Genomic DNA, 22,657 nt, shown 5'->3' with positions numbered 1-22,657 from the left:
TCGGCGCTGATCGGCACCATTCGCAGGATCAGCACTCGCGGGCACCCATCTGCACCAAGCGATACATGGGACTCTTCTCGTTCGGCAAGAAAGACGACTCCGGTCGCGACGCATATTCGGACTCCGGACGCGGTTCGCGTCAAACCGTCCGCACGGAACGCCGCACGCGCAGATCCGAGCGCACCGACGCCGACGCCATGATGCTCGACCCCACGCTGCCGGAAAAGCAGCGCGCGCGCCGCCGGCTGGTGGGCGCCATTGCGCTGGTGCTGGCGGCGGTCATCATCCTGCCGATGGTGCTCGACTCCCGCCCGAAGCCCGTCACCGACGACATCTCCATCGACATTCCGAATCGCCCCGCGCCGGCCATGAAGCCGTCGCGCGACGCGAACGACGCCGACACGCAAGCCGGCGTAGCGCACGATGGCCCGGTGAACGCGTCGGGCAGCGTGACAGGCGGCATGACGCCGCCGCAGGCCGCGTCGTCGTCGGCGGCGGTGGCGCAGGCCAAGCCGGACACCAAGGAAGCGCCCAAACCTGAAGCGAAGCCGCAGGCGTCCAAGCCTGCCGCCACCGCGACTCAGGCTGCCAAGCCCCCGGCAGCCAAGCCGCAGGCCACGACGCCCTCCGAAGACGCCAACGCGACCACCGCGGCCAACGCCGCCGCGAGCGCCGCGAACACGCCGGCATCGCCGGCCGGCAGCCGCTTCGTGCTGCAGATCGGCCAGTTCGACGACGAAACCGCCGCCCAGAACTGGGTCAGCAAGTTGAAGTCCGCGGGCGTGCCCGCATATCTCGAACATCGCAAGCAATCGGACGGCTCGACGCGTTCGCTGCTGCGCGCCGGACCGTTCGCGGATCGCGCGGCGGCGCAGGCGGCGCTGGTCAAGGTGCGCCAGGCCGGTCTCGGCGGCGGCACCCGGTCGACATCGAACTAAGCGCCTCCGATGTTCACCGCTTTCGACTATGGCGTGATGGCCGTGATCGGCCTGTCCGCCCTGCGCGGCATGTGGCGCGGCTTGCTGGCCGAGGCCTTCGGGCTGGTCGGCTGGATTGCCGCCATCCTGATCGCGGGGCGTTTTGTCGGGCTCGTCGTTCCGTATATTCCGGACACCTGGCCGGGCGGCGCGCTCACGCAATGGCTGGTGGCGTTCCTGCTGGTCGTGGCGGCGGTGTTGTTGTTGTCGAGCGTGCTGTCCGCATTGCTGACGCGCGTCACGGAAGTGACCGGCCTGCGCGGCGTGGACCGCTCGCTGGGCTTGCTTTTCGGCCTCGTCAGAGGCGCTATATTGGTAGTGATCCTGGTCGCCCTGGCAGGCTTGACCGAACTACCTCAGAAAGATTTCTGGCGCAACGCGCTGCTGAGGCCGGCGGCCGAGCAGGGCGTGCGTGAACTGAAACTGCTGCTCCCCGATACGCTCGCCGCGTATGTGCACGTCGCCCCCGCTGCCGGTTCCAGCGGCATGGCGCCAAACGCCGCACAATAGACGAACGGCCGGCTACATGGGGCGCGCGACGGCTCGAAGACCCACTTCGACCCGGTCTGGGCGGCTTCGTGCAGCCGGACGCGTGAATGCGTCCGCTGGACCAGCAACGCCTTCTCACCCCGTTTCGACTCTTTGAAGGACCATGCCATGTGCGGCATCGTAGGTGTAGTTTCCCAAAGCCCCGTCAACCAGCTGATCTATGACAGCCTGCTCCTGCTGCAACATCGCGGCCAGGACGCAGCGGGCATTGCCACGGCGAACGGCAACAACTTCCACATGCACAAGGCCAACGGCATGGTGCGCGACGTGTTCCGCACGCGCAACATGCGCAGCCTGCCGGGCAATGTCGGCATCGGTCAGGTGCGTTACCCGACCGCTGGTTCCGCGGCGAGCGAGGAAGAAGCGCAGCCGTTCTACGTGAATGCGCCGTTCGGGATCATCCTCGCGCACAACGGCAATCTGACGAACTGGCCGCAGTTGAAGGACGAGATGTTCCGCATCGACCGCCGGCACATCAACACCGCATCCGACACCGAAGTCCTGCTCAACGTCTTCGCCCACGAACTGCAGCTCGCCAGCTCTGGCCTGCAGCTCGACGCCGCCGCGCTGTGGAAGGCCGTGGCCGGCGTGCATCGCCGGGTGAAGGGCTCGTATGCGATCGTGTCGCTGATCGCGGGCTATGGCCTCGTGGCCTTCCGCGATCCGTTCGGCATTCGTCCGCTGGTGCTCGGCAAGCTGGAAACGACGACCGGAGTCGAGTGGATGGTGGCGTCGGAATCGGTGGCGATCGAAGGTATCGGTTTCGAATTCGTGCGTGACGTGGAACCGGGCGAAGCGATCTTCATCGACAGCGACGGCAACCTGCACAGCCACCAGTGCGCCGAAAAGCCCGCGCTGAATCCGTGCATCTTCGAACTCGTGTATCTCGCGCGTCCGGACTCGTGCCTCGACGGCGTGCCGGTCTACAACGCGCGCCTGCGCATGGGCGATTACCTCGCCGAGAAGATTAAGCGCGTGCTACCGGACGTGGCCATCGACGTCGTCATGCCGATTCCCGATTCCTCACGTCCCGCCGCGATGCAGGTCGCCGCGAAGCTGGGCGTCGAGTATCGCGAGGGCTTCTTCAAGAACCGCTACGTGGGCCGCACCTTCATCATGCCGGGCCAGGCGGTGCGCAAGAAGTCGGTGCGCCAGAAGCTCAATGCGATGGGCATCGAGTTCAAGGGCAAGAATGTACTGATCGTCGATGATTCGATCGTGCGCGGTACCACGTCCCACGAGATCGTGCAGATGGCGCGTGACGCGGGCGCGAACAAGGTGATCTTCGCTTCGGCGGCGCCGCCGGTGAAGTACCCGAATGTGTACGGCATCGACATGCCGACGCGCGGTGAACTCGTGGCGCACGGCCGCACGGATGAGGAAGTGGCGCGCATGATCGGCGCGGACTATCTCGTGTATCAGGACGTGGAAGACCTGAAGAACGCGATCCGCGACATCAATCCGGAACTGAAGGACTTCGAGGCTTCGTGCTTCGACGGCAACTACATCACCGGCGACGTGACCACCGATTATCTCGATCGCATCGAGTCGGCGCGTCTGGCTCCGCAGTCGCAATCGGATCGCGATGCCGCGAGCGAAGCGATGGATGGCGGCATGGCGCGCTCACAGTTGCATCTGCAACTATCGGTCGAGTAACGCGCTTTACGGCGTGACCGTATAAGCCCGCTTCGTCTGTGAGGACAAGCGGGCTTTTTTGCGCCCTGGAATCCCGCAATCAATGCGAGCGTGTACCGCCTGCACGCCATTGTCCCGGCGCCATGCCGAAACGTTTCGTGAAGGCATGCGTGAACGTGCTTTGATCGGCGAAGCCGCAGTCGAGCGCGATGTCCGTGAGCGCGGCGTGCGGATCGGCTAATCGTGTCAACGCAGTATCGAGCCGCAGACGTTGCACATAGCGATGCGGCGTCTCGCCGAACGCATCGTTGAACAGCTGGTGGAAGCGCCGCATGCCGAAGCCGCAATGCGCCGCGAGATCGGCAATGTGCAGCGGCTCGGCGAGATGCCGGCGCAGCCACGCGTCGATGCGCGCGAAATCGAGGCCTTTCGAAGGGAACGCGGCATTGCCGGCATCGTGCATGAGCGCGCCGCACAGATGCGCGGCCGCTTGCCAGGCAAAGCGATGACACTCATGCGATGGACCGACGCCCGCGCCAGGCGCGAACCCGGCGACCAGCCGCGTGATGGAAGGATGAAGCGTGATGCAACGCGCCTGCTCGAAGAAGCGCTCGGGCACGGCAAGCGACGCCAGCGGAAGATCGAGCACGAGCTGGCGATTGTCGCCGGCGGCCCAGTAATCGTGACGCGCGCCTGCTGGAATGATCCACGCGCCACTTCGGTCGATACGCGCGCCGCGGCCGCCCACGGCCATCTCCATCGATCCCTCTACGCCCAGCACGATCTGATGGAAGTCGTGGACCTCGGATGCCCGCGTCGCCGCATAGCGGCGCAGCGCAACGGCGGGGCGGGGCCGCGGCGCGTTCACGCGGACCTGGCTCAGACGTCGAGCAGTTCGACTTCGAACACGAGCGTGGCGTTCGGCGGAATCACGCCGCCTGCGCCGCGTGCACCATAGCCGAGTTGCGGCGGAATGGTGAGACGGCGCACGCCGCCGACCTTCATGCCCTGGACGCCTTCGTCCCAGCCGCGAATGACCATGCCGCCGCCCAGCACGAAGGCGAACGGATCGTTACGGTCCTTGCTCGAATCGAACTTCTGGCCATCCGTGAGCCAGCCCGTGTAATGCACGCTGACCGTCTTGCCGGCGACAGCTTCGGCGCCTTCGCCGACAGTGAGATCTTCGTATTTGAGACCGGAATCGGTCGTGACAGTCGACATGGTTGCTCCCAGGTTGTCGGTGGTCGAAACCGCCATTGTAAAACGCCGCCGGAAGCAGGCGGCGCGCGAACCTCATGCGTCGAAGGGTTGAAAGTCGTCAGAGATGCCGGCCGCGCGGCCCGAAGCGCGAGCCGATGCGCGGCCCGAGTTCGGGCGCGACATGCCGGCCGATCGACGTGCCGATGTTCGCGCCCAGTTGCGCGTCTTCCATGGCCGAGGCAGCGGCTTCGTCGCCGCGCTGTTGCTTCGCGAGCTTGAGCGCGCGCACCCGGACATAGGCCATCGCGACCAGCGTCCACGGCGCGAGATACGCGAACTCCGGCACGGAGACCATCATCATGGTCCAGGTCGCCACGCAGCACTGGCGCAGCGCCATGCCGCGCGCGTCCCAGTCGAGCTTGAATGCCGGATAGAGCATCAGCCCGCTGATGAAGATCGTGCCGATAATGCCGGTGTTCACCATCAACGTGGAGAACAGGTCGGTCGAGCGGACGTAGCCGAAGCCGATGCCGAACAGCTGGTTCATCGGCGATCCGTGGTACCAGAGGCGCATCGACTCGACGAACAGCAGCGCACGGTCAGAGCCCGACTCGTCCTTCTGTTCGAGCTTGTTCGTCACCATCTGCTTGAAGAGATCGGCGATGTAGTCCTGCGCGATGTAAGCGATCACGCACAGCACGAACAGCCCGATGAGCGCCTTGACCGGGTTGATGCCGAGCTTGCGCATGCGGATCAGCGCGTACACCGCATAACCGATCAGCACGGTGGACGAGGTGCTCATCAGCAGCGAGATGCCGATGATCCAGACGGGCCAGCGCAGCCGCGACGTGGCGTTGAAGTACACCCAGAACGGGAACATGGACAGGGCGTACATCGAGGGCTCGCCGGTCAGCGCCTTGAGGCGCTGGAAGCGCAAGCCGCCGATGTCGATCTGCTGGAACGAGCTGCCGTTCACCGTGCCGTCCGAGCGCACGATGCCCTTGCCGAACTGGTCTCCGAAGGCGCGGTTGGAGATGAAGTCGCCCGGCTGGCCGGTGATGACGAAGTACGCAACCTCGAACATCCCGTAGAGCGCGAAGAGCGTGACGGCGGCGAGCAGCCATTGGTCCCAGGTGGGCTTGTAGTAGTGGTACACGTACCCTGCATAGAGCACGACGGCCGCCACATAGACCGACTGCGTGAACATGCTCTTGCGCAGGATGAAGGTGAAGGGATCGGTATCCTCGACCAGCACGATCCGGGAGAAGTCGGGATCGTAAGGGGCCATGACGTCCGCCACCTGCGTGGTGCAGAGCATCAATAGCCACACCACGAGCGCCGCGCCCACGAAGTGCATCCAGCTCTTGCGCGCCCGGCCGCCGAACAGCAGCACGAGCGGCACCGAGAGGAAGCACATCATGTAGCCGATGGTCGTGCCCTGGATGGACGGGACGAGCAGAAACGACGTCACCGGCATCGCGAAGGCCCAGATCCTGTAGTAGAGGTCGGTCAGCGCCGCTTTTTCTTTCATCGTCGAATGGTTATACCCGCGTGGAACGGGCTTCTTCAAAATTCAGTGATCCGATCGGAACCGGCGCACTGCGTGCAGCTTCGTTTTCGGGTGCGTGGTTCGGCTGTTCATCGACGGAGCCGAGCCAGTGATGCGAACTGAGCGACTTCAGGCGGGTTTCGATGCCCGATTCGCGCAGCGAGATGTAGCCGCTGATGGCCAGCAGCGCCATCACGAGAACCAGTAGTGCGCGCAACGGCGTTCGCCTGCGAGCGGCCTTCACGACGCGTGGCTGCGGCGTCGAATTCGCCGGCGCGGGCAGCCTCGGTACGAACGCGCGCTCCGGCAACCGATGAAAATCGCAATGCGGACAGACCGGAACATCGGCGCCAACCGGCCTGCGACAACGCGGACACTGCTTGAGCCGATGCCTGAAGGAAAAACGCGCGCTCATAGGGTCACCTTGTGCGTACTCTTCCCCGATCCGGTCGGCTGCGCGCCACACGTCGGCATCCGCGCCGCAACCCCTTCAGCCTTTTGTCGCCCTACAACTTGAAACGCCGCGTGACATCACGCGGCGTTGTGTTCGACATCGGAATGCAGACGTCAGTTCTGTGCCTTGAAGGTGCTGGTATAAGCCGCCGCATAACCGTAACTGCGGCGATTGCTCGGACGGCGCGGAATCGCGTTGAATACCGACCCCACGAGCCTGCCGCCCGCACGCTGCACCTTCTTCACCGTCTCTTCGATCTCTTCCTCGCTCTGGATGCCCGAGCGCAGCACGAGCACCGTGGAGCCGGCATCGCTTGCGACGATCGCCGCGTCGGTGACGACGAGGAACGGCGGCGTATCCACCAGCACGAGATCGAACTGATCGCTCATGCGCGCAAGCGTATCGCGGAAGCCGGGCATCATCAGCAGCTCGGAGGGATTCTCCGGATAGCCGCCGCACGACAGGAACGACAGCCCCGGCACGCCCACATAGCGCAGTGCGTCGCCGAGCGGCATTTCACCCTTCAGCACTTCGGAGAGGCCACCCGGATTCGACTGCTTGAAGAACGAGGCGATGTGACCGCGCCGCATGTCGGCGTCGATCAGCAACACGCGCAGGCCGATTTCCGCGAGCAGCACAGCCAGGTTCGCCGCGACAAAGCTCTTGCCCGCCGAAGGAATCGGACCGGTCAGCATCACGATGTTGTTCGGTGCATTGGCCAGGTCGCGATACAGCTCGGTACGCACTGCGCGCAGGGCTTCCACCGCCGGATCGTGCGGATAGCGCGAGGCAAGCACGCGGGCGTCGCGATGAGACTCGGGCACGTGCGGCATCGCGAAGGCATCATGCCGCGGCGCCTCGGTGTAGCCCAGCGCCTTGGGCGCGGCATGCCCTTGCGCGCCCGCATAGGTGAGCGGCGCATGCTCGACCGGCGACACCGCGATCTCGTGGTCCAACATCGCTTGCTGGCGGCTGTACAGCACTTCGCCCAGCACCGGCACGGACAGGCGGCGTTCGACGAACATCGGATCCGTGACGCCGATCATCGCGTGACGACGCAGGAAGATGAAGAACGTGCCGACGAAGAAGCCCAGGCCCGTGCCCGCAAGAATCACGAGCGGCTTGTTCGGCTTCACCGGACGATACGGACGCAATGCGTTATCGACGATATGCGCGCCGCCGCTCGTGCTCGCACGGCGCACCGAGAGTTCCTCGGCCTTGTTGACCATGCCCATGTAGATGGTCTCGGCCACGCGTGCATCACGCGTGAGTTCCGCGTTCTGGCGCTCGGAGGCGGGCATGCTGTCGAAGCGCGACTGGATCTGCTGGTTCGACGACTCGAGCTGCGCGATCTGCTGGTCCAGATTCTGGACCTGCGGGCTGCTTGGCTGGAAACGTTGCAGCATTTGCGTACGTTGCAGCTTGAGCGTGGCGAGTTGCTGCATCGACACGATACTGCCTTGCAAATAGGCTTGCGCTTCGTTGATCGGCTGGACCGACTGCGACTTCGCGCGGTAAGCGCTCAGGTTGCCTTCGGCTTTCTTCAGATCGGATTCGAGACGCGGCAGTTCTCCGCGGATGAATTCGAGCGTCTTCGTATCGTTGGCCTGGCGTGCCTGCACGGCGGCGCCGAGATAGGCCTGGGCCAGCGCGTTGGCAACGTCGGCGGTGAGTTGCGGATCGTCGGCGTTGAAGGTGATCTGGACGACGCCCGTATCCTTCGACGATTCCGCGACCTTCGTCGTCTTCTTCATCAGCGCGATGGCGTCGAGCGTGTTGAGACGGGTCACGTCGAAATGCACGCCGGGGTGGCCCACGACATGATTGACGAGCATCGAGACGCCGTTCGCCGCTGCGGGACGACCCACCGTGCCGTGCAGGATCATTTCGCCGTCCGGATCGCGCAGCTCGTACTGATTGTTGTCGAGCAGAACGAATTCGAGCTTCTGGTCTTCGAGCGCGGGCGGGACATCAAGGCGGCCGATCTGCAGGTCTTCACCACCCCATGCGTACGAGTCGAGACCGAACCATGCCGGTGCAAGGTGCCCCTTCTTGGCGAACAGGTTCGCCAGCTGGCCGAGGATCGGGAACGTGTTGGGCTTGACCCGGATGTCGAAGTGAAACTGCTTGACGACCGGCTCGAGCACCGAACGGCTCTGCATCACCGAGATCTCGGCGGGCGCGATCTGGTTGACGGTCTGTCCTTGCTGCTGCATCTGCTGCTGGTTTTGCGGCGCGATGCCGAGCGCATTCGGATCGGGCGGATCGACCCGCACGACTACATCCGATGAATAGATGGGCTTGGCGAGAAACGCGTAGGCGGACGCGAGCGCAGCCGCGACCCCGACGAACAGGAGCAGCATGCCGAGGTGATCGCGCAGCAGCCGGAGCATGTCGCCCGCGGTGAATTCACCGTCTTCCTTGCCGTGCCGCGAAGATGCTGAGTTGACATAGAGGGTGTTCAAAGGCGCCGTCCTCAGTTCGATAAGTTGAGCAGTTATTCCGGACCATTGAAAAAGCGAAGATCCGCGCGGCATGTCCGCGTTGCGACTTACGTTGTTGTTGATCCGGCGCATGGCCGTTGGAACTTCAAGACCAGAGACGCGAGAGGCAGGTAGAACGAGCGAAGCGCCTGGCGCTTCTGGTTCGCATTGACGGAACACGTGGGCCCGTCGGAGTACGATCGCTGGTGACTGGAAGCACACTTCGTGCCTCGGCACCGTGTCTGCCGACTCGTGCGCGTCACCGCACCTTCATTGCGACGATTCACTTGCGCAACGACACGAAAGGCCTTGAAGCAATGAGCATCAAGGCCATCTTCCGGTCACGAGGTGAGCGCGTCTGTTAAGTAGCGAACGTTCGATGCCCTGCAAGGTCGGGAACGCCACTTGCGCACGGCCTGTTTCGCGCGATAATCGGCGGTTCCGCTGCTACCGTATTGGTAGCATCAAAGCGTTAAAACTTTAAGGCATCGGGTTAGCCTTGATGAAATCGCGCACGGTATCGAAGCGGGGCTTGCGCGTTTTTCCATCGTCGCCGATCACGCCGTAGTTGCCGTCGCCGCCATAGCGCTGATCGTCATAGAGCTCGTAGAGCGTCACGTTCTGAACATTGTAGGTCTTCGCAAGCGACACGAAACCCTTCAATGCATCCTTGCCCACGAGATAGCCGCCCGGATCCTGATGATTCGGACGCACGCCGTACTCGGTGATCCAGATGGGCTTGCCATAGCTGTCGCGCAGACGTTCCAGCACGTTGACCTTGTTCTGGCCAGCCGCCGTGATCGAACCCATGTTCGAATACCAGTGCCACGCGGTGATGTCCCATTGAGGAATAGGGTGGCCGCTCGAACCGTCCGGCTGCGTGCCCGCGAAGAGCATGTCCGTGAAGCCGTAGTGAAGCCAGCTGAACGACGTCAGCAGGATCTTCGCGTCCGGATTGCTCTCACGAATGCCCTTGATCAGCCCGAGAATCGAGCCGCGTGCTTTCATGAACATCGCGTTGTCGTAGTCTGACGGATGCTCGCCGCTGCGGTCGGCGCCCTTGATGGTCCAGTTGTCGTACTCGTTGCCCACCTGGTAGTACGTAACCACCCCCTTGAGCACGCGGCCCGCGGTCTTGCCGAGCGCATAGGCGCGTTCGTATGTCTCCTGCTCGTTCGCGCGCTTCTCCTGTTCGAAGGGCGTGACAAGCGCGAGTACGCCGATGCATTGCTTCGCGGCTGCGCGCGCGAAATCGGCGACCATGTGCGCGCTGCCTTCGCTGGAGACATCCTGCGCGTACATGGTGATGCCCAGGTCGCGCAACTGCGAGATCTGCAGGTCGTAATCGCTCATGCGATAGGCGCCGCGATGTTCGAGATGACCCGCGATGCCGTAGAACACGCCGGTCGTGCCCTTGCCGCATGCGAGCTTCGGCGGGGGCGGCTCGGCGGCTTCGGCATCGGCGATGATCGAGCGGTTGCTGTGATGCGCATCGGGCGAGCCGCTGCGCGAGGACATCAGGAGGGCCGCGCAAGACAACGCGCCCAATACGGATACGGCGACCAGGAAGGTACGCATCGGCGTTGACCTCTGAAAAGGTGCGCGCCGTTACTTGGCCAGCACGTCGGTATGGTTGGGCGCGGAATGAGCACCTGCATCGCGCGGGGCGCTGGGTTGCAGCAGCACCTGTTGCGCTTGCGCGTCGAAGGCTTCACGCGAGAAGCGACGCCTGAATTCGCCACGCAACGAGGCCATGGAGAAATCGCGTGCGGTGAAAATACGCTCGACGAAGGCTTCGCGGTCATCGGCAGGGAACAGCAGTGCATCGGGCAAGTAGGAATCGAGTCCCGAGACGCGCGATACGACAATCGGCCGCTCAGCGAGCACGGCCTCGATCATCACGAGCGGCACGCCTTCATAGGCCGATGGCAGCACCAGGGCATCGCTTGCGACGATATAAGGCAGCACGTCCTTCTGCGGCCCGACCATGCGCACGCACGCGGACAGCGCGGGACTGGCCGCGATGCGTTCGCGCAGGCGCGTGTCATCCGGACCTTCTCCCACGATCAGCACGAGCGTATGACTGAAAGCCTTCGCATTGCGCTCGATGGCCTCCATGAAGAAGTCCTGGCGCTTCTGCTGGAAATTCAGCCGGCCGATCTGCGCAACGATCGTCGTGCCGTCATCGGGCAGTCCGAGCGACTCGCGCGCGGCTTCCTTCGAGAGCGTCGATCGGCTGAAACGGTCGTCGACGTAGTTCTCCAGGATCATCGTGCGCGCCTTGGGCGCGAGCTTGCGCAGCTTGTCGCGCAGATGATCGTTGAGCGTCACGTATTCGTCCGGCATGCGGTACAGCACGCGCTTCACGAGCCATTTGACCTGTTCCGCGCGGCCAGCCTTCACGGGCGCGTCATCCACCAGCGGCAGATAGCTCACCGCCGTCGTGCGCGCGCGGCGTGCGGCGATCAGTCCCGCGAGCCCCGAGGCGATCGTGCCTTGCGCGATCATGAGCTTGTCGAGATGCAGCGTGCGCAGCGTGGCCGCGGTCGAGCGAATCATGCGCAGCAACGCGAACACGTTGCCGCGGATGGACTCGGCCGTGTAGGACAGGGCGATGACCTTGACCTTCGGATGCTGGGCCGCGAGTTCGCGCACATGACGCGACAGCGCTTCGTTCGCCGCCGGCACGAGAACGTGCAAGGTCTCGACGTGCGCGCTCGCGACCAGCGCCAGCATGAAACGCTTCAGCATTTCCTCATGGCCGCCGTTGACGCCCGAGTCGCAATAGATTCCCAACTTCACCGGCTTTCTCCCTTGCAGCGCGCGTGCGCCCGTCATTGCGGCTTGTCGATGAACTGCTTGAGCAGACGCGCGCTCTCCGTCCAGCGGAAACGTTCGGCGTGCGCGAGACCGCGCTGGCGCAACTCTTCGCTCAGCGTCGGCGAGTCGAGCAGTTCGCGCAGCTTGGCCGCGATGTCATCGACCGAATAGGGATCGCAGTACACCGAGGCGTCGCCGCAGGTTTCCGGCAGGGCTGCGGCGCGGCCGACGAGCGTCGGGCAGCCGTTGCGCATGGCTTCCAGCGGCGGAATGCCGAAGCCTTCATAGATGGAAGGATAGAGGAAGCATGCGGCATGTTGATAAAGCGCCCGAAGTTGTTCGTCGCTCACATAGCCCGCCTGCTTGATGTTGGGCGCGCTCGACAGGTCCTGGGCCTTGCCGAAGATCGTGGCGTTCTTCATGCCGACGATCACGAGATCGATCGACGGATCGTTCAGGCGCATGAACGCCTCGACGAGCCGCTTGAAATTCTTGGTCGGATTCATGCTGCTCACGGCGAGCACGTAGCGGTTCTTCGTGAGCTTGAGCTCGTCGAGCACCGATGTATCCGGCGTGATGTGATCGAGGTGATCCGCCGCGAGCGGCACGACGCCGATGCGCTCCGCCGGCACGCCCACATGATGCGCCAGGCGGTCGCGCGAGAACTTCGAATTGGTCAGCACGCAGCTCGAGGTACGCGCAAGGATCCAGAACATCACGTGATACCAGGTGCGAAACTTCCACGAGAAATGCGACGGGGTATCGAACACCGCGGCATCGTGCATGTAGATGATCTGGTTCGCGCGAAAGATCGAACCGGAATTCGACAGGTTCACGATACGCGAGCGTCCTGCGAACAGCGGCAACACGATCTGCTCCCAGAAGACGCCCTTGCCGAAGCCGAGCTTGACCGTCTCGACGCCATCGACGGGATCGAGACCGGTTTGCGGCGGCACGGCGAGCGTCACATGCGAACCCTGCGGCAGTTGTCCGAGCGCCGCGACGAGTTCGCGCGCGACGCGCTGGACGCCGGTGGTTTTCTGGCTCGTGAAGCGCCCGTTATAGACAAGCTTGTTCGTAGCGATGGAAGTGTCCATGGAGGAGGCGTCAGAACTGGGAGTCGGAGCTGGTTTCATACGAGGCCGCCTCTTTGGAGACGAGCGGCTCGCGCGTGGGCCGGTCGGAGCCGAGCTGGTAGACCGAGAGCCACTGACGGAAGATCGCGTCCATCGAGAAGCGCTTGCTGGCGGATTCCCTTGATGCAGCGCCCATGCGGGCGCGCAATGCGGGGTCGTCGCGCAGCATGGCAACGTACTTGGCCATGTCCTCCACGCTCGATGCAACGAAGCCGGTTACGCCGTGTTGCACGACATCGCGGTTGCCGACGACATCGGTCACGACTGCGGGAATGCCCGCAACCTGCGCTTCGATCAGCGCGATGGGCATGCCTTCCCAGCGTGAGGTCTGCACGTAGATGTCGAGTTCGGAGGTCAGTTCGAGCGCGCGTTCGCGCGTGACCCAGCCGCTGCACGTGACGGCTCCACTCGGCATCTGGCCCGGCAGCTCCTCGAGGTTGCCCCCGATCCACAGGAACTTGACGGACGGACCGCTCAGGTCACTGGCCAGCTTCACGAATGCCTGATGGTTCTTTTGATAAGAAGCGCGACCGCTCATGCCGACGACGACATCGCCAGGATTGCGCTCGATGCGCGGCGGAATCTCAGGAACGTTCACGCCGTTCTCGATCATGCGCGCCTCGCGCGCACCCATCCGGGTTTCGATCTCGCTCAGCTCGCTCTTCGAACACGCAACGATGGTGCCGCCCATGCGTGCGGCAATGCGCTCGAAGCTCAGATAGGCAAACTGCTTGACGGGCGAGACGTCGCGCCGCAAGAACGCCAGGCCGTGCGGCGAGTAGAAGACGCGGGCACGCGGCGCGGCGATGCGGGCGGCGGCGCGGCCCAGCACGCCGGCCTTCGACGAATGCAGATGCACGACCGAAGGATCGAGTTCCTTGAGCTTGCGCACGAGGTTCCACAAGCTGGTCCAGTCGTTCTTGACGCTGACTTCGCGGAACATGCTGACGTAGGTAAGCTTGACGGCCGGATGAAAGAGCTTGGAAAAGTTGACAGGTGTTTCTTGCCGGATCGAATGAAGGATCGTTACGCCGACTCCAGCGGCCGCTGCGCGATTGGAAAGCTGCGTCAGCATTGACAGAACTCCGCCTCCGAAAGCCTCGGTTATATGGACGATCTCTTTCATATTTAACTCATCGTTTGGCGTGTCGCCGAGCGCCCGCGGCGACCGCATGAGAAGGAAGCGGCCTAATCGTTATCAGGTAAGGACATCACACTTTCAAGCACGCCGAATGCATGCGAGGTGGGCGGGCGCTAGCCCACCTGCAAAAGAGCACATTAAAGAATCCGGTAATGTGCGCGTTGGAGTACTAATGGACCGTAAAACGAACCGATCCACTCGTGCCACGCGCTCCGACCCAAGCATTACTCGTTCCTCGCGACGACCTCCGCGAGAACCCCGTCGAGCTTGCTTCCCAAGCCTGGATGCCAGGAGCCTCGGGCCAGCCTGGGCAGGCCCGGAAGACGCCTTGATACCGGTCTTTGTGAATATTGTTTCGCGTCGCGCCGATAAGGCGCAGGTCGGCCGTCTGATTACGACCGCCTGCCGCGAGACGTAAAGCCCGATTGATCAATCATATTTTTGACTTCTCCAAGCCGTGCCTTTCGGAATGGCTTGAGCACTTTCCTTGAGCCCGTGCTCAGGGCCCATCAACACCAAGCTTTACTCTGCTGGTATGGCCGTTTCATTACTTTCTTCGTCGCCGATTATTTGGCGGTGGAAGAATTCTGCTGAGCGATCACCGCTTCACAGACCTGCAAAAGCATGCGCAGATCCTTGAGCGGGACCGCGACCGATTGCATGCGCAGGCTCTGCGCCTGCTCCACCAGCTTCTGCACAAGCTCGATCGACGTATCCTCTGATTCCATGTCGGACCGCTCACTTAATTAATTAACTGTTCGTACCAATACGATATCGACTCGACTCGCTCTGGTCCGTGCGCTGCTCCACATACAGGAATGCAACTTTTGGAGTAGGTCGCTATCGAAAGCGCGGCGCCGCACCAACGCCGCGCACAGATTCTTCATCGAGGGGCAGCCGTTCACACTGCTGTCCAGAAGCCTTCCATAACCTGCACGACACACTTGATGCTTTTATAGCACGCACTGTTTTAGCCATTACGTGCGCTCGACCGTGTAACTCGGCGGCTTAGGAGAGGCAGGTCACATAACGCGATCACGTGCCCGACCCCGCGCCTTCGGTGATGGGCCGGCGCAGGAACGGCACCTTCTGCAGATGCAGCGTCAGGGCCATCGCGCCTGCCACGCAGGTCTCGACAATCAGCACCGTGGCTGCGGCGCCCTGCTCGCCGAAGAGCTTGGCCAGCACGGCAAGCAACGCGAAATTCAGCACGGCCGAACCGATCAGCACACGGCTGAAGTGGCTCTTCATGCCGAGCGGAAGCATGGTCTGAACGCCGAAGAGATCCGACAGTCCGGCCATGAGCGGCACGAACGCCATCCAGCGCAGCACTTCTACCGTAGGCAAGAACTGCGGGCCATACAAGAGCTTTACTGCTAGTGGAGCCGCGAAGAAGATGCAGAGCGATATGAGCGAGACGATCGAGCCTTGCAATACGAACATCTTGCGCAAGAACGCAAACGCATCATCCTTTGCGTGGTGCATGAGGAAGCTGACACGGGGATAAGCTGCGGTCTTGAGCGGCTGTAGCATATTCAATGCCGCGCGGATCAATTTGTCGCCGGCAGCGAAGTAGCCGGCAGCCACGTTACCCGAGATGAAGGTCAGCAGCACGATGTTGCTCGAGGCGTAGATGTCCACCAGCGACGTCGCAATGAACACGCTCCAGCCTTCCTTCAGACGTTCGACGATGGTCTTGAACGACACGCTGACGAAATCGAGCTCGTGTCGAAAATACAAATAAATGCAAATTGCGACGCCCGACAAAAGTGGGACGAGCGCATTCACGGCCATCGCAATGTAGACATCATCGTGCTGGCGCACGAACAGATACATCGCGGGAATGCTGAGCGCGCGGCCTATGAACACGAAGCCGCTCAGCATCCCCAGGTCTTCGATGCCCTGGAAGTACCAAGTGGGGATCAGCATGGCGCCGATGGCCTGGCCGTAGCCGAGCAACAGCAACTCGCGATTCTCTTCGAGATAAGGAATGACGGAAGTCAGCACGATCAGGACGACCAGTCCGGCGACGGCCAATGCAGCCTGCGTGAGGATCGTTTCCCAGAACACCTGCGAACGCAACGCGCGGTCGCCGCGATTGATGGAGACCTTGGGGGTAGCGGTAAGAGAGAAGCTGTAATTCGTGAGTGAAATGAAATACGCGGTGAATGCCAGGCCGAACGAAAGGCGTCCATATTCGCTCGGCCCCAGCACGCGCGCGAGCCACGGCAACGTCAAGAGCGGTGCAAGGTAGGTCGATACCTGCAGCGTCATCAAAATCGTAAAGTTCTTCTTGAATGAAGCCATTGAACGGTTTTCCCGGCTTGGAGCTGTGCGTGATCTTGATGACTGAGGGGCAAAGGCTGCAAACGTCATGCGTTTGCGCCTGAGCGGTGGGCCTAAACATGACAGCGCCACAGGCGAATAGTTTCGCTTGTACGCCGCGCCGTCAATGCGGCATGCAGCGAAAGCATGTCTGCATGGCCGCAAGCTGTTCAGGTCGAATGGACGGGTACAGCACAAAACGCACCGGTTCCGAGCACTCGCTTGCCCGGTGACGACACGACTTGTACTACCGTATGCATTTGACAGGCCGCGGCCGCAATCATCAGTGGGTTGGCCCACGCAATGCCGGAGTCGCAACGTTTTTGAGCGATTGATAATCCGGCATAACCCTGTTAGGACTGTCAGGGCGCGGGCGGCAAACCAACGAAGTCTGCGGGCTTCCGCTCAGGCGAGGGCACCGTCTCTTGCCAACGCTGCAACAGCTTTCGACGGTTCATCGGCTGCCACGTCCATGCGCGCAATCACGCGTGGCTGCAAACCGATGAAGCGGCGCACGACGTTGCGCGTGATCTGATCGACGATGACACGGCTCTCCGCTTCCGGGTCCATCAGCACGCGCGGCCAGTCGGTCGTGCCGCCGTTGAAGACGAGGCCCTGGCGCGGGCCGCCGTTGCGATCGGGCTGGAACACGCCCATCGCGCCGACGCCGCCCATGTCCCATCCGGTCAGCTGCACCGTGTCCGCGAGCGTCACGAAGCCATTCGGCTCGGGCGGCACGCCATCCACCTCATAGCCCACCAGGCGGTCTTGTGCGCCGAAGGTCTGGCCATTGACGAGGCCCGTGCCCGCGAAGATCCAGTGGTCCGCCTGCCGCACGGTGTATCCGATCGCCTCGCGTTCGCGCTTGATCCAGCCGCCACGCAAACGCTTCCACACGCCATACTTGCCGCCGCCATAGGCGTAGCTCAGGCCGATCAGGTTGGACTCGTCATAACCCGGCCATTTCTCGCCGAGCCGGTTCATCACCGTATAGTCGCCGTCGATCGGCGCGTCGCCGAAGTCGATGGGACGGAAGCAGGTATTGCCGCTGAAGATCGCGAGATTGCCGCCTTGCGCGATGAACTGCGCCACGCGCTCGCGCATCTGCGTCGACCAGTATTCGTGATGCCCGACGCTCAACATGCAGCGATAGTTCTCGAGCTTGAGATCCGTGCCGCGATGCAGATCGTGATCGGTATAGAAGTCGCACGCGATGCCTTCCGCGCGCAGCCAGCGAATGAACTTCGCATCCCAGTGTGTGAACTGCTGGCGCGGCGAGCGCGGATCATAAGGATCGGTCGGCTCGCCGAGTTGCGCGCCGAGTCCGCCGCCGGGGCGCTGCACGCTCACCGTGGTTTGCGGATGCGTGCGGTGGATCGGATCGCCGTAATAACAGCCGCCGCCCATCGAGTTATAGGCGTGGTACGTGTTGATCGGCACGATGTACGCAATCTCCGCCGACGGCTTGCGTGGCCGCGCAATGACGAGCGCCATGCTGTCCGAAGCGGGCGGTCCCGCGAAGATCGGCTTGTGCGCGGCCGCGCGACGGCCGAGTTCGTCGAGCGGCTCGCCGTTCGCGCCCACTTCATAGGCGATTGCCACGTACGCGCCGCTTTCGATGTCGTCGGCATTCGGCCTGATCCAGATGGTCGGCCAGTTCCAGTCTTCATCGTGACGCGGGCGTCCCGTGCGGCCCGGCGACTGGAACACGTATCTGCCGTTCTGCAACTGCGCCTGCACGGCGCCGCCCGGCTGCACGACGATGCCGCCCATGCTGGTCAGCGTTTCGTCATTGCCCTGATGATAGATCGCGACAGAAAAACGCGAACCCGGCTGCACCGCGAGTTCGAACGACTCGCCCGCGGTGAAGCCGGGCCTCTTCGGGTAGATCTGCATGCTGAAGGCCCCTTATGACATTTTTATCATTGTTGACTGCCCGCGGACGGACGCCCGCGCAGATTGGCGGACGGCACGGCGCGCGCCGGCGCGGCAGGCGGACGCAGTTCGAGTCCGAGTACCCGCTTGACCACGCGCTTGGCCTGGAACCAGCGGCGGTCCGCGACGATCTTCTTGTGGAACAACAACTCACTGGGCGTATCCCGCCGATTTGCCGCGAACGCGCGATAGTGCGCGGCAGTAGCCTCGACGGTCCGGATGGCTTCGGCGAACGCGCTTGCATCGACACGCGCCGCCTGATGGCACGCGTACGAGAAGACCTTGTGGAACATCGCGAGCCAGAAGGCATCGAGCGGGCCGCCATTGCAGCGTTCCATGGTCTCTTCCGCGCAGATCGTGAGCGACGTGACCGTATAGGGCGTCGCTCTCGTCGTGATGCTGCCGGCGCGGCGCCGATAGAAATAGAGATTGTCGGCGAGACGGAACAGCGTGCTGGCGCGTGCATACACGAGCGGGATGGCCGCGGCATCTTCATACACGCGGCCCGCCGGAAACTCGATGCCGTCCCACAGCGCACGCCGGTACACGCGTGCCGCCGGGAAGACCTGGTACACGCGGGCGAAGTCGAGCAGCGCGTCGAGATTGCATGGGCGCGTGCCGACCGTCGCGGGATCGATCAGCTGCACCTTGTCGATCACCTTGCCTGCCGAATTGATGATCCCGACATTGAACTCGATGATGTCGGCGACGTTCTGGTCCAGCAGCGGCATGATCTTCTGCGTGAAGTCCTCGGACCAGACATCGTCCGAATCGAGGAAGCCGATGTAGGGCGACGTTGCTTCGGCAATCGCGCGATTGCGCGCGGCGGACACGCCGCGGTTCTCCTGATGGATCACGCGAATGTTGCGGCCCAGCTCAGTGCGCTGCACGTCGAGAATGCGTTCGAGCGTGTGATCGGTGGAACCGTCGTCGATGACGATGAGCTCGATCTCCTCCGAGCGCGGTTGTGAGAGCGCGGACGCCAGCGAGGCGGCGATGAAATGCTCCACGTTATACGCGGGGATGATCACCGACAGCAGGGTCTTGCGAGTACCGTTGTGGACGCGTGTCATAGCTCGTGTCACCGGTTAGTGTTGGTATTGAGGCCACCGTGGCAGAGGCCGGTTCATGCGCGCCGGCTGTCCAATGCGTCATTGGTCAGGTGGAATGCTATAGGGAGTTGTAAGCCGGGAATGTTCGCGTACGCACGCATGGAAATTCGCGGCTGCCGATTTATTTTTTTATTTGCGCGACGGCGCATATTTGAAAGCGGACGCTAAGCCGGTTCAATCGCTTATCCCGTTCGAAACAGCGCCATTCACTCATCGATACGCGCAGTGCCCCGTCGCCATTGCGTTTGCGGGCGCCGCTCAAGATTCGCGTGCGCGCTTCGATTAATTGTGTGCTGTTGTTATATCAAAACAGATAACCAACGAATTTGTAACGCGTGTTTAAGAAATCGCAAGGCGGGTAACGCCGCTTTATGTCAGGAGCGAAACGTGCTGCTAGCCCGAAGCGTCCGGTTCTTACGGACTGGAAGCTTGTCCGCTGAAACCGGTGCAGTGCACAACGTGTTGGCGTGTAACGTTTGCGCGTCGGCTTCAGACGGGAAACGAGCGCGGAGGGCGGCAGCGTGCACCGGAGGCACTCACATATAATGACTTGCAGAATCCATTCATGAGGGCCGTCTGCCGTCATGACCAGCATGTCTTCAGCGTCGTTGCGAAGCGTTGCCTTCCCTTGACATCAACCGCATTAGCCCAATAGCAAGGACCCTAACCGTGACAACGTCTTTTTCCAGTACGGTCGAACCGGGCGGCGCCCGGACCTTCGACACGGCCGTTGCAGGAAACGACGGCGTGCTGGTGCTCGACGCCGCTCAGCGGTGCCTGTCGGCCGACGCCGTCTTTGCTCATCTCTTCGATCTGGATTCCGCTTCATTGAACGGCCGTACGCTGGCCGAAACGCCGTTGCCCGGCCCGCTTGCCGCCGTGCTCGGCGAAGCCGCCGACGCCGCGCTGGCCGGCAACGGCACGCGTCGCGCGCAGGTGAGCATCGGCGCGGACGCCGGGACGCGTTCCTTCGCGATCATCGCGCTGCCGGGTCAGGACTGGGTCACGCTGATCGTGTCGCCGTCGGCGTCGGAACGCGGTGAAGAACACGTTGACCGTGTGGCGCATCTGCGCGCCGAGGCCGCGCTCTTCATGCGCGATCATGTGCTGTCCATCGTGTCGCATGACCTGCGGGGTCCGCTGAATGCCATCCACAGCTGGGGTTACGTACTTGAGCGCAAGGTCGACGCCAACGACCCCGCCGCGCAACGCGCGCTGGCCGGCATTCGCTCGGGTGTCGAGCAGCAGGTGAAGCTGATCGAGCAATCCGTGGATACGACGCGCGCCGAAACCAAGGCCTTGCAGGTGTCGCTCGCGCCGGTCGCGTTGCGTCCGTTGCTGGAGCAAAGCGCGGCGCTGGCGCGGGCGAGTGTGGCAAATGCGCGCGGCGTGACCATCGAACTGGATACGCCGCTCGCCGAAGAACAAGTGGAAGGCGACGCAGAGCGCCTTCTGCAAACGCTCTGGCTGATGCTGGCGTTTGCCGCCGAGGCGAGCCCGGATAGCGCGGCCGTGCGCGTGGCGAGCAACATCGAAGGCAGCATGTGGCGCACTGATGTGCGCTTCACTGCGTCGGCGCAGGCGCTCAACGACACGGCTTCCCCGCATGTGCTCGAAGCGTTTGCGCGCCGCCAGGCGCTGGAACCGCGTGAAGGCGGGCGCATTGCGTGGGGGCTCGCGTTGTGCAAGCGCGTATCCGAGGCGCACGGCGGCGGCTTCGAGCAGAGCGACATCGCTGATAACGCAGAGGTTACGTTGTCGGTGCGCATTCCTGTCGCAGGGATGTGAATTTACTTTCGATTTGCTGTCGCCTCTATACTGACGCTTTCCACTTTCGAAGAGAATTGCCTTGGCTCAGGTCGTTGCGCTGATTGGCGCATTGTTGCTCGTCGCGTTGAATGGTTTTTTCGTCGCGGCGGAGTTCGGGCTCGTCAAACTGCGGCCCACGCGCGTCAAGGCAATCGCGCGGACCAACGGCCTGCCGGGCCGTCTGCTCGCGAAGGTTCACGGGCAGCTCGACGCCTATCTGTCCGCCTGCCAGCTCGGCATCACGCTGGCTTCCCTCGGTCTCGGATGGATCGGCGAACCGGCCTTCGCGACCTTGCTGCATCCGCTCTTCGCGCTGATTGGCGTGGAGTCGGAAAAGCTCATCGACTCCATCTCGCTGTTCTTCGCCTTCACGGTCATTTCGTTCCTGCACATCGTGGTGGGCGAACTCGCGCCGAAGTCGTGGGCCATCCGCCGCTCGGAACAGGTGGGGCTGTGGCTCGCCATGCCGCTGTACGGTTTCTACTGGATGATGTATCCGTTCATCTGGGTGCTGAACTCGAGTGCCAACTTCGTGTTGCGTCTCTTCGGCATGTCGGAGGAACACGGTCACGACACGCATTACTCGACCGATGAACTCAAGCTGATCCTGCGCGGCCGGCGTCACGGCGGCGCATCCTCGTATAACGAAGACGAGTGGAACACCATCGCGCACTCGCTGGATTTCAGCCGCATGACCGTGTCCGATCTGATGCGCCCCGGGCACGAACTGGTCGGCCTGCGCAACGACCTGCCGATGCGCGATAACCTCGCCGTGATTTCGCGGCATCGCTTCTCGCGCTATCCGCTGTTCGCGGATGCGTCGGGGGAACGCGTGATCGGCATGATTCATTTGAAGGATTTGCTTCTCGCCGGCGACGGCCAGGGGCGCGGCTTCAACTTCCATCTCACGAAGCACGCCGATAAGCTCGATCAACTCGCCCGTCATGTGCGGCCGGTGCAGTATGTGGCGCCGAACCTCTCGGCGCTCGAGCTGTTCCGCCGCTTCCGCAAGGGCGCGCCGCATCTGGCCATCGTGGGGCGCAAGGGCGCGAAGCCGATCGGCTTCATCACGCTCGACAACCTGCTCGGCGCGCTCGTCGGTCAGATCCACGACGAGTTCCGTCAAGGCGATGCGGACTGGTCGCGCATGGACGACGGCACGCTGATGGGCAAGGGCAGCTTGCCTGTGGTGTCGCTGGAACGGGCGCTGGGCATTGATATCGATGAAGGGCGCGCGGAGTCGGTCGGCGGCCTCGTCATCAATGCGCTGGGCGATCTGCCTGGCGAAGGGCAGCGCGTGGCGTTCGACCAGTTCGATATCGTGGTGAAGAAGATGAAGGGACCGCGTATCGTGCTGGTGCGGGTCTATCCGCGAGAAGAAGCGCTCGAAGAAGCGGAGTGAGTCTGCGCTGATCCGCTGATCGGTTTCGATCGGAGCAACAGCGCGTCCGCTGCTGAAGCAAATCACCCTGCAATGAAAAAGTTATACCGGTTGATAAGTCGATCAACCGGTTGACGTCTGCTGGCAGGCA

General features: G+C 62.8%; 17 protein-coding genes and 1 pseudogene. 5 read left to right on the top strand and 13 right to left on the bottom strand.

Annotated elements, in window-relative coordinates; genetic code table 11:
- Positions 1-65 precede the first annotated feature (65 nt).
- The 3 genes from QCE83_RS34000 to purF all read left to right on the top strand — a co-directional run bounded on the left by QCE83_RS34000 (position 66) and on the right by purF (position 3,182).
- On the top strand, positions 66-938 hold the full coding sequence (locus QCE83_RS34000; RefSeq protein WP_309821130.1) for an SPOR domain-containing protein: 873 nt from the start codon (positions 66-68) through the stop codon (positions 936-938).
- Between the two features lie 9 nt (positions 939-947).
- Positions 948-1,487: a CvpA family protein gene (locus tag QCE83_RS33995; RefSeq protein WP_309821129.1), complete on the top strand. Its 540-nt coding sequence runs from the start codon at positions 948-950 to the stop codon at positions 1,485-1,487.
- Positions 1,488-1,634: 147 nt separating this feature from the next.
- Positions 1,635-3,182, top strand: a complete 1,548-nt coding sequence (purF, locus tag QCE83_RS33990) for an amidophosphoribosyltransferase (RefSeq protein ID WP_309821128.1) — start codon at positions 1,635-1,637, stop codon at positions 3,180-3,182.
- 79 nt (positions 3,183-3,261) lie between these two features.
- Here the strand turns inward: purF and QCE83_RS33985 are convergent.
- The 13 genes and pseudogenes from QCE83_RS33985 to QCE83_RS33925 all read right to left on the bottom strand — a co-directional run.
- A pseudogene (locus tag QCE83_RS33985) lies at positions 3,262-4,080 on the bottom strand (AraC family transcriptional regulator); the annotation flags it as partial.
- Positions 4,041-4,382 (bottom strand): FKBP-type peptidyl-prolyl cis-trans isomerase, encoded by a 342-nt coding sequence (locus QCE83_RS33980; protein ID WP_309821126.1) that lies wholly within the window; start codon positions 4,380-4,382, stop codon positions 4,041-4,043. The gene QCE83_RS33980 and the pseudogene QCE83_RS33985, both read right to left, overlap by 40 nt.
- Before the next feature lie 97 nt (positions 4,383-4,479).
- On the bottom strand, positions 4,480-5,892 hold the full coding sequence (locus tag QCE83_RS33975; RefSeq protein ID WP_309821125.1) for a hypothetical protein: 1,413 nt from the start codon (positions 5,890-5,892) through the stop codon (positions 4,480-4,482).
- A 10-nt stretch (positions 5,893-5,902) separates the two neighbouring features.
- Entirely contained in the window at positions 5,903-6,376 is a 474-nt protein-coding gene (locus QCE83_RS33970; protein ID WP_309821124.1) for a hypothetical protein, read from the bottom strand.
- A 101-nt stretch (positions 6,377-6,477) separates the two neighbouring features.
- Positions 6,478-8,829, bottom strand: coding sequence for a polysaccharide biosynthesis tyrosine autokinase (locus tag QCE83_RS33965; protein WP_309821123.1), 2,352 nt, complete (start codon positions 8,827-8,829; stop codon positions 6,478-6,480).
- A 498-nt stretch (positions 8,830-9,327) separates the two neighbouring features.
- Entirely contained in the window at positions 9,328-10,365 is a 1,038-nt protein-coding gene (locus tag QCE83_RS33960; RefSeq protein WP_309821122.1) for a glycosyl hydrolase, read from the bottom strand.
- Positions 10,366-10,455: 90 nt separating this feature from the next.
- Positions 10,456-11,649, bottom strand: a complete 1,194-nt coding sequence (locus QCE83_RS33955; RefSeq protein WP_309821121.1) for a glycosyltransferase — start codon at positions 11,647-11,649, stop codon at positions 10,456-10,458.
- Between the two features lie 32 nt (positions 11,650-11,681).
- Positions 11,682-12,764, bottom strand: coding sequence for a glycosyltransferase family 1 protein (locus tag QCE83_RS33950; protein WP_309821120.1), 1,083 nt, complete (start codon positions 12,762-12,764; stop codon positions 11,682-11,684).
- Between the two features lie 10 nt (positions 12,765-12,774).
- Entirely contained in the window at positions 12,775-13,929 is a 1,155-nt protein-coding gene (locus QCE83_RS33945; RefSeq protein WP_309821119.1) for a glycosyltransferase, read from the bottom strand.
- A 581-nt stretch (positions 13,930-14,510) separates the two neighbouring features.
- On the bottom strand, positions 14,511-14,672 hold the full coding sequence (locus tag QCE83_RS33940) for a hypothetical protein (RefSeq protein ID WP_309821118.1): 162 nt from the start codon (positions 14,670-14,672) through the stop codon (positions 14,511-14,513).
- Positions 14,673-14,979: 307 nt separating this feature from the next.
- Positions 14,980-16,251 (bottom strand): flippase, encoded by a 1,272-nt coding sequence (locus tag QCE83_RS33935; RefSeq protein ID WP_309821221.1) that lies wholly within the window; start codon positions 16,249-16,251, stop codon positions 14,980-14,982.
- Positions 16,252-16,674: 423 nt separating this feature from the next.
- Positions 16,675-18,165: a N,N-dimethylformamidase beta subunit family domain-containing protein gene (locus QCE83_RS33930; protein WP_309821117.1), complete on the bottom strand. Its 1,491-nt coding sequence runs from the start codon at positions 18,163-18,165 to the stop codon at positions 16,675-16,677.
- A 26-nt stretch (positions 18,166-18,191) separates the two neighbouring features.
- Positions 18,192-19,277, bottom strand: a complete 1,086-nt coding sequence (locus QCE83_RS33925; protein WP_309821116.1) for a glycosyltransferase family 2 protein — start codon at positions 19,275-19,277, stop codon at positions 18,192-18,194.
- A 708-nt stretch (positions 19,278-19,985) separates the two neighbouring features.
- On the opposite strand from QCE83_RS33925, the gene QCE83_RS33920 reads away from it, so the two are divergent.
- Positions 19,986-21,104, top strand: a complete 1,119-nt coding sequence (locus QCE83_RS33920; protein ID WP_309821115.1) for a HAMP domain-containing sensor histidine kinase — start codon at positions 19,986-19,988, stop codon at positions 21,102-21,104.
- A 61-nt stretch (positions 21,105-21,165) separates the two neighbouring features.
- Positions 21,166-22,527 carry a hemolysin family protein gene (locus tag QCE83_RS33915; protein ID WP_309821114.1) on the top strand — a complete coding sequence of 454 codons (1,362 nt, stop codon included), beginning with the start codon at positions 21,166-21,168 and terminating at the stop codon, positions 22,525-22,527.
- The last annotated feature ends 130 nt before the right edge of the window (positions 22,528-22,657 follow it).

The sequence above is a fragment of the Caballeronia sp. LZ034LL genome (assembly GCF_031451215.1).
Taxonomy (GTDB): domain Bacteria; phylum Pseudomonadota; class Gammaproteobacteria; order Burkholderiales; family Burkholderiaceae; genus Caballeronia.
The sequence above is the reverse complement of the archived record's forward strand: the minus strand, read 5'-3'. Positions and strand labels throughout refer to the sequence as shown.

What these genes read in the sequence shown, in the direction of transcription:
- QCE83_RS34000 (WP_309821130.1), top strand. Translation starts at nt 66, where the DNA reads ATGGGACTCTTCTCGTTCGGCAAGAAAGACGACTCCGGTCGCGACGCA.
- QCE83_RS33995 (WP_309821129.1), top strand. Translation starts at nt 948, where the DNA reads ATGTTCACCGCTTTCGACTATGGCGTGATGGCCGTGATCGGCCTGTCC.
- purF (WP_309821128.1), top strand. Translation starts at nt 1,635, where the DNA reads ATGTGCGGCATCGTAGGTGTAGTTTCCCAAAGCCCCGTCAACCAGCTG.
- QCE83_RS33980 (WP_309821126.1), bottom strand. Translation starts at nt 4,382, where the DNA reads ATGTCGACTGTCACGACCGATTCCGGTCTCAAATACGAAGATCTCACT.
- QCE83_RS33975 (WP_309821125.1), bottom strand. Translation starts at nt 5,892, where the DNA reads ATGAAAGAAAAAGCGGCGCTGACCGACCTCTACTACAGGATCTGGGCC.
- QCE83_RS33960 (WP_309821122.1), bottom strand. Translation starts at nt 10,365, where the DNA reads ATGTCCTCGCGCAGCGGCTCGCCCGATGCGCATCACAGCAACCGCTCG.
- QCE83_RS33950 (WP_309821120.1), bottom strand. Translation starts at nt 12,764, where the DNA reads ATGGACACTTCCATCGCTACGAACAAGCTTGTCTATAACGGGCGCTTC.
- QCE83_RS33945 (WP_309821119.1), bottom strand. Translation starts at nt 13,929, where the DNA reads ATGAAAGAGATCGTCCATATAACCGAGGCTTTCGGAGGCGGAGTTCTG.
- QCE83_RS33940 (WP_309821118.1), bottom strand. Translation starts at nt 14,672, where the DNA reads ATGGAATCAGAGGATACGTCGATCGAGCTTGTGCAGAAGCTGGTGGAG.
- QCE83_RS33935 (WP_309821221.1), bottom strand. Translation starts at nt 16,251, where the DNA reads ATGGCTTCATTCAAGAAGAACTTTACGATTTTGATGACGCTGCAGGTA.
- QCE83_RS33930 (WP_309821117.1), bottom strand. Translation starts at nt 18,165, where the DNA reads ATGCAGATCTACCCGAAGAGGCCCGGCTTCACCGCGGGCGAGTCGTTC.
- QCE83_RS33925 (WP_309821116.1), bottom strand. Translation starts at nt 19,277, where the DNA reads ATGACACGCGTCCACAACGGTACTCGCAAGACCCTGCTGTCGGTGATC.